The sequence below is a fragment of the Sedimentibacter sp. zth1 genome (genome assembly GCF_017352195.1).
GTDB lineage: Bacteria > Bacillota > Clostridia > Tissierellales > Sedimentibacteraceae > UBA1535.
This window is the reverse complement of record NZ_CP071445.1, coordinates 911,751-924,694: the sequence shown is the minus strand read 5'-3', so window position 1 is coordinate 924,694 and position 12,944 is coordinate 911,751. Positions and strand designations below refer to the sequence as shown.

At 33.0% G+C, this 12,944-nt stretch carries 17 protein-coding genes; 16 read left to right on the top strand and 1 reads right to left on the bottom strand.

Going from position 1 to position 12,944, the window contains the following annotated elements; translation table 11 throughout:
* Positions 1 to 163: 163 nt before the first annotated feature.
* The 16 genes from JYG23_RS15015 (at position 164) to JYG23_RS04470 (ending at position 12,365) form a co-directional block, all read left to right on the top strand.
* The gene (locus JYG23_RS15015; RefSeq protein WP_256440307.1) at positions 164 to 289 is read left to right on the top strand and encodes a hypothetical protein; all 126 of its coding nucleotides are present in this window, start codon (positions 164 to 166) and stop codon (positions 287 to 289) included.
* 142 nt (positions 290 to 431) lie between these two features.
* On the top strand, positions 432 to 737 hold the full coding sequence (locus tag JYG23_RS04540; protein WP_207237364.1) for a hypothetical protein: 306 nt from the start codon (positions 432 to 434) through the stop codon (positions 735 to 737).
* Between the two features lie 117 nt (positions 738 to 854).
* Positions 855 to 2,345 (top strand): RHS repeat-associated core domain-containing protein, encoded by a 1,491-nt coding sequence (locus tag JYG23_RS04535; RefSeq protein WP_207237363.1) that lies wholly within the window; start codon positions 855 to 857, stop codon positions 2,343 to 2,345.
* A gap of 11 nt (positions 2,346 to 2,356) precedes the next feature.
* Positions 2,357 to 2,698, top strand: a complete 342-nt coding sequence (locus JYG23_RS04530; RefSeq protein ID WP_207237361.1) for a hypothetical protein — start codon at positions 2,357 to 2,359, stop codon at positions 2,696 to 2,698.
* A 247-nt stretch (positions 2,699 to 2,945) separates the two neighbouring features.
* On the top strand, positions 2,946 to 3,293 hold the full coding sequence (locus JYG23_RS04525) for a DUF3969 family protein (RefSeq protein ID WP_207237360.1): 348 nt from the start codon (positions 2,946 to 2,948) through the stop codon (positions 3,291 to 3,293).
* Positions 3,294 to 3,717: 424 nt separating this feature from the next.
* Positions 3,718 to 4,845: a hypothetical protein gene (locus JYG23_RS04520; protein ID WP_207237358.1), complete on the top strand. Its 1,128-nt coding sequence runs from the start codon at positions 3,718 to 3,720 to the stop codon at positions 4,843 to 4,845.
* Between the two features lie 13 nt (positions 4,846 to 4,858).
* The gene (locus tag JYG23_RS04515) at positions 4,859 to 5,155 is read left to right on the top strand and encodes a hypothetical protein (protein ID WP_207237357.1); all 297 of its coding nucleotides are present in this window, start codon (positions 4,859 to 4,861) and stop codon (positions 5,153 to 5,155) included.
* Positions 5,156 to 5,187: 32 nt separating this feature from the next.
* Complete coding sequence (locus tag JYG23_RS04510; RefSeq protein ID WP_207237355.1) at positions 5,188 to 5,508, top strand: hypothetical protein; 321 nt, start codon at positions 5,188 to 5,190, stop codon at positions 5,506 to 5,508.
* A gap of 160 nt (positions 5,509 to 5,668) precedes the next feature.
* Positions 5,669 to 5,812 (top strand): hypothetical protein, encoded by a 144-nt coding sequence (locus JYG23_RS04505; protein ID WP_207237354.1) that lies wholly within the window; start codon positions 5,669 to 5,671, stop codon positions 5,810 to 5,812.
* Between the two features lie 58 nt (positions 5,813 to 5,870).
* Positions 5,871 to 6,959, top strand: a complete 1,089-nt coding sequence (locus JYG23_RS14815; RefSeq protein WP_242631632.1) for a hypothetical protein — start codon at positions 5,871 to 5,873, stop codon at positions 6,957 to 6,959.
* A 12-nt stretch (positions 6,960 to 6,971) separates the two neighbouring features.
* On the top strand, positions 6,972 to 7,382 hold the full coding sequence (locus tag JYG23_RS04495) for a hypothetical protein (RefSeq protein WP_207237352.1): 411 nt from the start codon (positions 6,972 to 6,974) through the stop codon (positions 7,380 to 7,382).
* Positions 7,383 to 7,574: 192 nt separating this feature from the next.
* Positions 7,575 to 9,065 carry an RHS repeat-associated core domain-containing protein gene (locus JYG23_RS04490; protein WP_207237350.1) on the top strand — a complete coding sequence of 497 codons (1,491 nt, stop codon included), beginning with the start codon at positions 7,575 to 7,577 and terminating at the stop codon, positions 9,063 to 9,065.
* Between the two features lie 17 nt (positions 9,066 to 9,082).
* Positions 9,083 to 9,298, top strand: a complete 216-nt coding sequence (locus tag JYG23_RS04485) for a hypothetical protein (RefSeq protein ID WP_207237349.1) — start codon at positions 9,083 to 9,085, stop codon at positions 9,296 to 9,298.
* Positions 9,299 to 9,662: 364 nt separating this feature from the next.
* Positions 9,663 to 9,950 carry a site-specific integrase gene (locus JYG23_RS04480; RefSeq protein WP_207237949.1) on the top strand — a complete coding sequence of 96 codons (288 nt, stop codon included), beginning with the start codon at positions 9,663 to 9,665 and terminating at the stop codon, positions 9,948 to 9,950.
* Positions 9,951 to 10,209: 259 nt separating this feature from the next.
* Positions 10,210 to 12,117, top strand: a complete 1,908-nt coding sequence (locus JYG23_RS04475; RefSeq protein ID WP_207237348.1) for an RHS repeat-associated core domain-containing protein — start codon at positions 10,210 to 10,212, stop codon at positions 12,115 to 12,117.
* A 2-nt stretch (positions 12,118 to 12,119) separates the two neighbouring features.
* Positions 12,120 to 12,365 (top strand): hypothetical protein, encoded by a 246-nt coding sequence (locus tag JYG23_RS04470; protein ID WP_207237347.1) that lies wholly within the window; start codon positions 12,120 to 12,122, stop codon positions 12,363 to 12,365.
* Between the two features lie 158 nt (positions 12,366 to 12,523).
* Here the strand turns inward: JYG23_RS04470 and JYG23_RS15105 are convergent, their stop codons facing one another.
* Entirely contained in the window at positions 12,524 to 12,760 is a 237-nt protein-coding gene (locus JYG23_RS15105) for an IS3 family transposase (RefSeq protein WP_371818623.1), read from the bottom strand.
* Positions 12,761 to 12,944 lie beyond the last annotated feature (184 nt).

Sequence of the window (12,944 nt, the reverse complement as noted above, 5' to 3'; positions counted from 1 at the left end):
GAAATCGACGAATCCAGTTATTTCATGGGTTTCTTTTTTCTTTACGGAAAAGATTTCACTATAGAACTATAATTCTGCATCCACTTCATAGGAAAACAAAGGGACGGTTTGGAGTGACTCCTTAAAGGTGTTAGTAGACCAGACGCAAATAGATACTGACAAAATGGAAAAACTAGCTGAAATATTAATAAAATTAGAGATAATTTCTTATAGGGATGTAGCAGAAATATGCAGTATGTCTTACTATAAAGTTGCAGATATTGGGCGAGAGATAAAAAGTAAAAATTAATAATGTCAATCAAAAAGAATCGTCCCTAAATAACATGGTGAATTGGGTGATAAATAGAAAATAAATAATTGAATTTCAACATATAAGACAAGGAAGAAAATGAAATGGAAGAAAAAAGAAAACAGGAAAACAAATTATTATTATGGGAGTAATTGGAGTCTTATTATTTGTGCCAGGATTATTTGTTATTGATCCGATTATATCATTTGTTATGCTGGGAGTTTTGCCTATGATATGTATTGTTGGATTTATGATAATAAAGCATCCGGTATTTGGAGTAGCATACACATTTTTGTTTTTTATAAACCGATATATTATTGTTTTTCGAGGAACTTTGCTTGCTCGAATACTAATATTATTAACGTTAATATATTTTATTTATGTTAATTGGATAAGCATAAAGGACTGGAAACAGATTAAAAAAGAAAAACAGGAGTCTAGAATATAAACAAACTAAGTATAAGAACAATAAAAGCGTTAGACTAAGTTCTGTATTAGTGAACTGAATGTAAATGGGGACGTAAATTATATGCTGAAAATAATCAGTATAAAACTACGGTCCCATTTGATATTTTACAGATATGATGTATCTGGAAACATACAAACAGGTATATCAGTACCATGCAACTTAAGAGGCTACACAGGACATCTATATGATGATAAAGCATCACTTGTATATATGAATGCAAGATGGTATAATCCAAATATAGGAAGATTTATGACAGAAGACACCTATAGAGGTAATATATCAAATCCACAATCACTAAACCAATATGCATATGCATTAAATAACCCAGTGAACTATGTAGACCCTACAGGACACTTTGCTGTATATACAAAATCAATGATATTAGCTATGTCAAGGTCAGAAGTGGATAGTGAAATATCAAGTATGAGTGACATATGGTTTGAGGATTATGATATTTTCTTAGAGACAGGAGAGCATACAGAGAAGCAAAACATAGCACACCAAAATGCTGAACTGATGAGAGAGTTACGTCCATATACATATTATCTGGATACTACAAATACTAAATATGGTGATTGGAATAAAGCAATTAAAGATGACAATGGTAGTAGAATAATATATACGTATGAACGTACTGTAAAAATTACTGAAATTTATAAAAATGATTATAATACAAAAGAAATAATCGGTACTGGAGTAGAGAAATATGATGTAACAGTAACAGCAAAAGAAATAGCACAAGAAAATCAAGAAGCGATAGAAAGTATAGTAGGAAGTGCTGAACTAGAGTGGAATACAATAGAGGAAGAAAAAGAATTAAAATGGTATCAAAAAATTTGGTATGGTGCTGGTGATGTAGTTAAAGGAATAGGTGATTCAGTAGCAAATAATGAACTACAAGCACATGCTATTCAATTAGACCAGTTACGTTCAACTGTAGGCAAAAATGATGAAAAATATTCATCAGGTATGTCACAAGGGTTACAATCATTTGAATCTAATATAATAGTACCAAATGTTACATACGATGGATGTTATAATGTTGGTAAAAAAGTTGGAGATGTAATATCATTTGGACTTGGTTTAGCCGAAACAGGATGGGGAGTTATTAAAACAGGAGCTTCAGCAGTAGTAGGATTTGGAGGTTCCATTGCCAAATTAACTGGTAGAGAAGCTATTGCCGAGCCCGCAATATCAATTTCAGTAAGTGGACTAGCTTCTGGAGCATTAAGTATTCATGGTGGACTAGGTGTAGTGTCAGCTTCTTGGGATAATTTAACTAGTGGTAGTGAGGGGACGAGACATCTTGACAATTTAAGTCCAAATGATTTAAATAAAATGGGACTTAATGAACTTGAGGATGCATTACCAGATGGTTGGACATACAGTTCAAATGGACCAAATGGTAATGATTTTGTACATATCAAGGATGGAAATGGGAATTACCGAGTAAGAATCGACCCAGCTGATAAAGTAACAAATTATAGACATATGCATCTATATGACGAAGCTGGAAATTCGCTAGATATCAATGGAAACATAGTTCCATACGATAGCCCAAATGCGCATATTCCATACAATAAGTAAAGGAGTAAAACATGCACGAAATAGAAAAAAAACTAATTGAACTAGGTGTGATTGATGCTACAATTGAAAAACTAGACATAGATGAATGGTTTGAAAATGCAAAAATTCAGTTTTTTGGAAAAAAAGAATCTGGATTAGTAACTTGTCATTTTCTGAATTGTTTCAGCCTTAATCTTTCTCATGACAAATCATATAGTAAGGGAAAGAATCAAGAAGGAAAACTAGATTATAAGTATTTCATTCAAGATGTCGGGGTCAGCGAAGAAGATGAATTTGTTACTTTTTCAATTTCAGCTTGGCCACTTGACGGTAGAATTACTTGTAAGAAGATTGAAATTAAACAAAAGAACTAACGGTATAAATGTCAATAAATTGTTTTAAGCGTAATTAAAAAAAGCAAGATGAATAGTTTTAAGAAATCTTTTAGTGTAGTTGGCAACATTGTTCGAATCTTTCCATTCTGACAATTACCGCAACACCTTTCTTAGCGTTCTTTGCACCTTCAACGAAATACATTGTTTTTTCACCAACAGTTCTCATCGAAAAGTCTTTGATGTGAAAGTTAAACCAGGATGGAGTAATTAATAGAAGGAGGACAAATTGAAAGTAAAGATTCAGCAAGAAGGAAAACATGAAAGTGAGCAATTAATTGCTATACTTGAGTTGGGGCTATTAACAGCTTTAGAAGAAAAAGTTATGGAGATAGAAGATGTAGAACATTTGCTTTTTAATCCAAGTACTCTAAATAAATTGATAGATAATAGTTTTGATAAAGAAATCGTCGATGTGATACATTTAGGCACAGAATTGGAAGATGTTCAGAGCTTAATACCTGATAAGTTAGATGATAATATTTTTGAATTAAAAACAAAAACGATTGATATTTTGAAAATGTACAAGGATAAAAATGTTAAATCAAACAGGCTTATTCAAGAAATAAGTCGATGATATTATTAACATAAACTGACAATATAAATAATCATTTCTAGCAACATAAATTGTTGCAAAACCCATGAAATAGACAAACCCAGTCATTTTATGGGTTCCTTTTAGTTTTGAAAAAAGTAAAAACATAGGGACGGTTCTTTTTAATTAACAAAATATAAAAACAGTAGTACAGAAAAACTATAATAAAACAATAAAAAATTGAGGTGAAATATGTCAAGACAAGTACGGGTAAAAAGTTCTACTGGAATATATCACATAATGATAAGAGGAATAAATAAAGAAAAAATATTTATGAGTTCTATATACAAAATAAAATTCTAGGACTATTAAAAGAAATAAGAGAAGAACTATAATTGCTTATTGTATTATGGATAATCATATGTATTTGTTGATTAAAATTAGATGAAGATAAATTGCTAACTTGATGAGAAAATTACGACCAAAGACATATTATCTGGATACTACAAATACTAAATATGGTGATTGGAATGAAGCAATTAAAGATGACAATGGTAGTAGAATAATATATACGTATGAACGTACTGTAACAATTACAGAAATCTATAAAAATGATTATAATACAAAAGAAAGAATCGGTACTGGAGTAGAAAAATATGATGTAACAGTAACAGCAGCAGAGTTAGCAAAGTCAAACCAAGAGGCTATAAAAATATCAGCAGGAAGTATTGATATAGAGTGGAATACACTAGAGGAAGAAAAAGAATTAAAATGTCATCAAAAAGATTTGGAAAATGAACTGCGAGAACATGATAGATTAGACCTGTTACGTTCAATTTTAGGCAATAATGATATAAAATATTCATCTTCTTGGGATGATTTAACTAATGGTAGTGAGGGGACGGGTGATGGTGAACTATCACAAACTGACTCAGACACTATCCTAGTATTGAGGAAATTGTTCGATGATTACAAATCAAAGAACAATCTGTCAGGTATGGATGCAACCATAAGAGCTATACAAGAAATTCAAATGAAAAATGGTATCGATGTGGAAGACTATGCTTTTGCAAGCAGCGATAAAACCACAAGAGTATCAACTGATATAGCACATGCTTTTTCTCTTGACGACATACGTGATCTTCAAAAACGCGATGATGTTATATGCTTTTTAGGAGGTACTATACCTGCAGTTGGACCTGTTCTTGGGACACTAACTGCATACGTTATTGATGTAGAACAAAATGGAAAAGCATCTATTGGAAATACTGCGAAAAATATTGGGCTAGGGGCACTTGGTGCAATGAAAACCGGGATAGGGTTAGTAGCTTCCGGTGTAGACACTGGTATCAGTATGAATAAGCCCAAAAATGATACTTACAATAGAGATGGAGTTACTATACAAGCAGGTGATATTTACATTCTATTAAGAACTGAGACGAATCAGGGACTGGATGTTGCTACAATACAAGTATATGTTCGGGATGATAAAATAATTTCATATGAACAGTTTGGACCATATGATTCGCCTGGTTCATATGGGTCATATGACAATATAATAAAATCAAAATGGAAAAAAGACGGTTATAAGTAAAGGAAGGTGTACAATGAACTTTTTGAAAAGATATTCAAAATATAAATGCCCTAATTGCAGCAAGTATACTATATCATATTGGCAAAAAATAAAGTTAGTAGATTACAGATATACATATTATTGCAACGAATGTGGAGGAACAATTAAGCTACCACTATGGCATACACTTCTGTATTTATTAGAGATAATTGCTATGATTTATGCAATTGTCAGATTTGACTTAAACAGTTGGCAGGCAATTTTACTTGGGGTGCTAATGCTCTTGTTTATATGGTTTGTTCAACTTCCATTTGTACCGATTAAAGGATAAAAATATTATGATTTAGGGAGTTGATAATTAATATGTCAAATAAGCATAATTACTCAATAACAGGGCTGATTTCATTTGTATTAGGTATATTTAATGTGCTACTTTCAGTCGCAATTTATTTGGCCCTATATTCGTACTTAAACCACAAGTTTGGAGAAATGTTATTTATGCAAGTTCAGATACTCAATATTGGAAGTAAAGTAGAATTGATTACGAAACCATTAGGCTTAATGTTAGGAATTATTGGACTGTTTCATAAGGAGAAGAATAAATTATTTACAGTTTTGGGAATATTAATAAATGCTGTAGTTTTATTATGGACATTAGCTGTCTTTTTTGGCTTAATTATCTAAAAACTATAGTGGAACATGTAGCGGGTAGAGAGAATAAGAGGCTATTTAAAGAACAAAAAAAGTATGTTGAAAAACATAGGGACGGTTTGGAGTGACCCCTTAAAGGTGTACAATTTAGGTACACATAATATAATAAAACAATAAAGGATTGAGGTGAAATATGCCAAGACAAGCACGGGTAAAAAGTTCTACTGGAATATATCACATAATGATAAGAGGAATAAATAAAGAGAAAATATTTATGAGTTCTATATACAAAAATAAAATTCTAGAAATATTAAAAGAAATAAGAGAAGAACTATAATTTTGTATAATTGCTTATTGTATTATGGATAATCATATGCATTTGTTGATTAAAATTGATGAAGATAATTGCAAACTTGATGAGGAAATTACGTCCATATACATATTATCTTGCCGATACAGAGACTAAATATGGTGATTGGAATGAAGCAATTAAAGATGACAATGGTAGTAGAATAATATATACATATGAACGTACTGTAACAATTACAAAAATTTATAAAAATGATTATGAAACAAAAGAAATACCCGGTACTGGAGTAGAGAAATATGATGTAACAGTAACAGCAAAAGAAATAGCACAAGAAAATCAAGAAGCAATAGAAAGTATAGTAGGAAGTGCTGAACTAGAGTGGAATACAATAGAGGAAGATAAAGAATTAAAATGGTATCAAAAAATTTGGTATGGTACTGGTGATGTATTTAAAGGAATAGGTGATTCAGTAGCAAATAATGAACTACAAGCACATGCTAATCAATTAGATCAGTTACGTTCAACTGTAGGCTATAATGATGAAAAATATTCGTCAGGTATGTCACAAGGTTTACAATCATTTGAATCTAATATAATAGCACCAAATGTTACATACGATGGATGTTATAATGTTGGTAAAAAAATTGGAGATGTAATATCATTTGAACTTGGTGTAGCCGAAACAGTATTTGGAGTTGCTAAAATAGGAGCTGGAGTAGTAGGAGAAGTTGAAGGTTTTACCGCTACATTAACTGGTGGAGGAGCAATTATTGGCGTGCCAGTGATGGCAGTTTCAACAGAATACTTAGCTTCTGGAGCATTAAGTACTCATGGTGGACTAGATGTAATGTTCGCTTCTTGGGATAATTTAATTAGTGGTAGTGAGGGGACGGGTAAAACTGTTGATGACATAATCGGAAGTGCTAACGAAACAACTAATGGCGCCGGAGTAGCAAGAAACTTTGAAAAAAGTGGAGGTTACGAGCAAACACTAAGTGATTTTGAAAGCTTGAACCCATCAGATGTAACAAACATCCAGACGCAATATGGTCCTGGAAAAGTAGGAATATTGAGCAATGGGACTAAAGTTGTTGCAAGACCAGGTAGTGCAACTGGTGGAGCAACACTAGAAATTAAAATATCTAATAAGAAAATATATAAGATTCGCTATTAGATAGGAGATAATATGATGGAAAAATGGAATGAAATTTTTACAGGAACAATCCCAGCAGGGAATTATCAATCATTTATTACTCAAAATGAAGAGGATGGATTGATTGTAAAATTAAGAAGTGCAGAAGTAGTTGTAACGCTTGACTTTGGTGCAATTACTGCCTTGAGAGTATTAGATGAAGGAATAATTTTGGGTGATTTATTTAATCGGGATGAGATTAAACGCCTAAAAGGCGAGAAATTTAAAAATATTATTTATCTGATTAATGATGGTGAGTATGGTCGATTTATTGAAAAAATTGGTTCGGGAATCTATGACTATTTAGACATGAAACACTTTGTTATAGTTACTATGAATTACGTTATTGAAGTAATTTCAGAATGGGAACCAGAGATTACACTGACTGACTGTATAATTAGATAGAAACCAACTGTATAATTCAGCGCAAAAGCCATGGAGTAGACAAATCTAATCGTTCCATGGCTTTCTTTTCGTTTGCAGAGAAATATCACACTACATAATATAAGTTCTGCAGTTACTTTGAGCTAACACCCATCTATTTCCAACGGAAAGGTAGGAAGAAACATAGGGACGGTTTGGAGTGACCCCTTAAAGGTGTACAATTTAGGTACACAACAAAAGATGTTTGGACTAAAAGGAAGAATATCACCATCAAAAGAAGAAACAATAAATACAAATGGCGGATTAATGTATTATGAATTCGATGGATTATCATCAACAACAGCCTTAAGAGATAGACATGGAGACAAGATAGAAGACTATAGATATGATGTATTTGGAAACATACAAACAGGTATAAAATCACCATACAACTTAAGAGGCTATACAGGGCATCTATATGATGATAAGGCATCACTTGTATATATGAATGCAAGATGGTATAATCCAAATGTAGGAAGATTTATGACAGAAGACACCTATAGAGGTAATATATCAAATCCACAATCACTAAACCAATATGCATACGCATTAAATAACCCAGTAAACTATGTAGACCCTACAGGACACTTAGCAGTATATACAAAATCAATGATATTAGCTATGTCAAGGTCAGAAGTGGATAGTGAAATATCAAGTATGAGTAAAATATGGTTTGAGGATTATGATATTTTCCTAGAAACAGGAAAGCATACAGAAAAGCAAAACATAGCACATCAAAATGCTGAGTTGATGAGAGAGTTACGACCAAAGACATATTATCTTGACGATACACATACTGAATATGGTGATTGGAATGAAGCAATCAAAGATGACAATGGTAGTAGAATAATATATACGTATGAACGTACTGTAAAAATTACAAAAATCTATAAAAATGATTATGATACAAAAGAAATACCCGGTACTGGAGTAGAAAAATATGATGTAACAGTAACAGCAGCAGAGTTAGCGAAATCAAATCAAGAGGCTATAAAAATATCAGCAGGAAGTATTGATATAGAGTGGAATACAATAGAGGAAGAAAAAGACTTGAAATGTCATCAAAGAGATTTGGAAAATGAACTGCGAAAACATGATAGATTAGACCTGTTACGTTCAATTTTAGGCAATTATGATATAAATTATTCATCTTCTTGGGATGATTTAACTAGTGGTAGTGAGGGGACGAGTCAAGATGTTGAGTGCTACTCATTTGAGATTGAACAACCTGAGATTAGAAAGAGTAGTGGTTTTGGTGCAGGAGTGCTTGTTTTATCAGGTAGTTTAGTTGCAGACGATGCTACTGGGGTTGGAGTAGTAGATGATGTTGCCATACCATTTATATTGATTGGTGGTGTACTTATCTATGGTGGTATGAGAATCTATGAAGCAGTTACAGAAAATTCCGATGATAATAATGAAGTTGAACTTCCAGAAGTTGAGTATCCTGGAGATGACCCGACTGAATCACCAGGTGAGGACTGGGAATGGAGAGGTTCTGGTGGACCAGAAACAGGTAAAGGGAGTTGGTATAATCCAAAAACGGGTGAATCATTACATCCTGATTTGGACCATCCTGAACCGATTGGACCACATTGGGATTATAAAGGACCAGATGGTAGGCAGTTTAGAGTCAATCCAGATGGAAGTATCATACCAAAGTAGAAGAAGGAGAAAGAACTATGTCTGAAAATGATTGGAGAATAACAAATCAAAAGAATTATCTTCAAGGGGTTAAACTGAATAAAATGGTTTATGAACTAGAAGCACATAATCACTGTGCATTTTGTTGGGACGAACTCAAAAAAGGCGATGTGGCATATGCAACAATTGATGAATACCATTGGGTGTGCAATAATTGCTACGATGATTTTGTAAAGGAATTTCAATGGAAATAATTTTACAGCTCACTTCATAATTACTTAAAAACTAGCAACATAACTAAACACACAGCCCATGGTTTCGACAATCCCAGTCATACCATGGGTTTCTTTTCGTTTGAAGAAGGAAATCTGTCTACATAATAATCATTCTGCAGTCACTTGAAGCTGACACTTACCTATTCGGGGAGGAAAGTAGGTAAAATCAGTTCTAAATCACAAATCTGAATCAACCACGGTACGAATACAAAAAACATTATAAAACGTAAAACACGAGGGATTACTTGTTACGACAGGTAGTCTCTTTGTCATGCAATGAAAGGAGTGAAAATGGATTACATCAAAAACTTTGGAGAGTACCTGACAGAAAAAGGCAAATCAGATAAAAACAGTTGAAAGCTACACTGGCGATATCAAGGGGTTCATCAGGTTTCTTGCTGAAAGAGATATTACCTTTGAAGCTACACTGAATAGATTCACCGTCATAAGCTACAAAAACCACTTGTTGGAAAATTCCTATGAACCAACCACCATCAATAAAAAGCTCAACAGCATCCAATCCTTCAAAGATTTTCTCATCGATAAAGAATACATGAGTGAATCAGTTATCAACCTGGGTAGAGACAGAATCAAAATAGCAGGAGGGTCTGAAAAACCCGTGAAAACATAGGGAAGGTTCTTTTGATTGACAAAATATAAAAACAGCTGGAGTTGTAAATGGAGACATAATATCTGAGTTAAATTCAGAAGGTGAAAGATCAAACTATGAATACACATACAATGGAGCAAATCAGCTAACAGGAACACTAAATTAAAATGGTACATATTCATCATATAAATATGATGGACTAGGAAGATTAGTATCAAGAGAAGTAGCAGAATATGATCCTAAATTAGTAGCTGAGTACAATGAAAATGGACTTAAATTAATGGAAGAGTTTAAGTCAAATACAAGCAATGACAGTGCTCCAGGCAACTCAAATAATAACGAAAAGAATAATAACGTAAAGAATAACAAAAATGACAAACAAAAAGAAATACCAAAAGGCCTAATAGGCAATGAAAATGCAAAAGCATATGGAGTATACAAAAAATTAGAAGGACAAACAGGACAAGAAGGACTAGAGTTACCTAAATTAGACGTAGAAATAGAAAGATATGACTATATAGGCACATCAAATGTTCAACATAAAGTATATTCAGAAAAAGGTTCGCCAATGAATGAATACTACTATGCAAATGGAGAAGTAGTAGCACAAAAGATGTTTGGACTAAAAGGAAGAATATCACCATCAAAAGAAGAAACAATAAATACAAATGGCGGATTAATGTACTATGAATTTGATGGCTTAACATCAACAACAGCCTTAAGAGATAGACATGGAGACAAGATAGAAGACTATAGATATGACGTATTTGGAAACATACAAACAGGTATAACATCACCATACAACTTAAGAGGCTACACAGGACATCTATATGATGATAAAGCATCACTTGTATATATGAATGCAAGATGGTATAATCCAAATGTAGGAAGATTTATGACAGAAGACACCTATAGAGGTGATATATCAAATCCACAATCACTTAACCAATATGCATATGCATTAAACAACCCAGTAAACTATGTAGACCCTACAGGACACTTAGCAGTATATACAAAATCAATGATATTAGCTATGTCAAGGTCAGAAGTGAATAGTGAAATATCAAGTATGAGTGACATATGGTTTGAGGATTATGATATTTTCTTAGAAACAGGAAAGCATACAGAAAAGCAAAACATAGCACATCAAAATGCTGAACTGATGAGAGAGTTACGTCCATATACATATTATCTTGACGATACACATACTGAATATGGTGATTGGAGTGAAGCAATCAAAGATGACAATGGTAGTAGAATAATATATACATATGAACGTACTGTAAAAATTACAGAAATTTATAAAAATGATTATGAAACAAAAGAAATACCCGGTACTGGAGTAGAGAAATATGATGTAACGGTAACAGCAAAAGAAATAGCACAAGAAAATCAAGAAGCGATAGAAAGTATAGTAGGAAGTGCTGAACTAGAGTGGAATACAATAGAGGAAGATAAAGAATTAAAATGGTATCAAAAAATTTGGTACGGTGCTGTTGATGTAGTTAAAGGAATAGGTGATTCAGTAGCAAATAATGAACTACAAGCACATGCTATTCAATTAGACCAGTTACGTTCAACTGTAGGCAAAAATGATGAAAAATATTCATCAGGTATGTCACAAGGGTTACAATCATTTGAATCTAATATAATAGTACCAAATGTTACATACGATGGATGTTATAATGTTGGTAAAAAAGTTGGAGATGTAATATCATTTGGACTTGGTTTAGCCGAAACAGGATGGGGAGTTATTAAAACAGGAGCTTCAGCAGTAGTAGGATTTGGAGGTTCCATTGCCAAATTAACTGGTAGAGAAGCTATTGCCGAGCCCGCAATATCAATTTCAGTAAGTGGACTAGCTTCTGGAGCATTAAGTATTCATGGTGGACTAGGTGTAGTGTCAGCTTCTTGGGATAATTTAACTAGTGGTAGTGAGGGGACGGGTAAAACTGACCCAACTAGTCAGTCACAACTTCAAAGGCAAGTTGAGAAAGGTCAAGCACCGAGAGAAGTAGATAGGGTTGATAAACCTCATGTTCCAGGACAGAAGCCACATGTTCATTTTAAGGATGGCACATCAATGAACGTAGATGGCACAATCCACGATGCACATAAAGGTGTCCCTGATCCAAGTAATAAAACGATAAAATGGCTACTTAAAAATGGGTGGCTGATTGGAGAATAATTATGAAAATATACGGATATGAAAAAAATAACGAGGATATGATTGAGTTAAATGAAATATCTATCATGTCAAATATTAATGAGCTAAAAAATTTAGTAAGTTTTTTACAGAATGTGGTGGAAAGTCATAGTAATGTGGTAGGAGAGACAGAAATGTGTCATTCGCACCTTCGTGACTGGGATGAAAACTGGGATATTAGTCAGCCTGATATTATAATTGCAACTAAGTTTGACAATGAATCGGAGTAAACCATCTGACTGCATAAGTATTATTTTTCTCACAACATAATTCAAAACAAAAGCTATGGAATAGACAATCTCAGTCATTCCATGGCTTTCTTTCTATTTACTAGAAAAAATCTTACTTCAGAACTAACATTTTGCAATCACTTCCAAACAACACCCATCTATTCCAAACGGAAAGGTAGGAAAAAACATAGGGACGGTTTGGAGTGACTGCTTAAAGGTGTACAATTTAGGTACACATAATATAATAGATTTTTTAAAACTATATTATTAGCGTTTCTATATGAAATAGGGGTTATTCCACCTAATTTCTTTTGTGGACAAAAATTTGTATAGTACTCAATATATTCCTCTGTAACATTAATTACATCTTGAGAATATCTTATTTCATTTTTCATTACTTTCACATTTAAAGTGACTGAAAAAACTTTCAGCAACAGCATTGTCCCAACAATTGCCTTTCAGGGAACTTTATACTATCAGAATCACCATAAGAAAAGGTTGAATACACATACAATGGAGCAAATCAGCTAACAGGAACACTAAATAACAATGGTACCTATTCATCATATAAATATGATG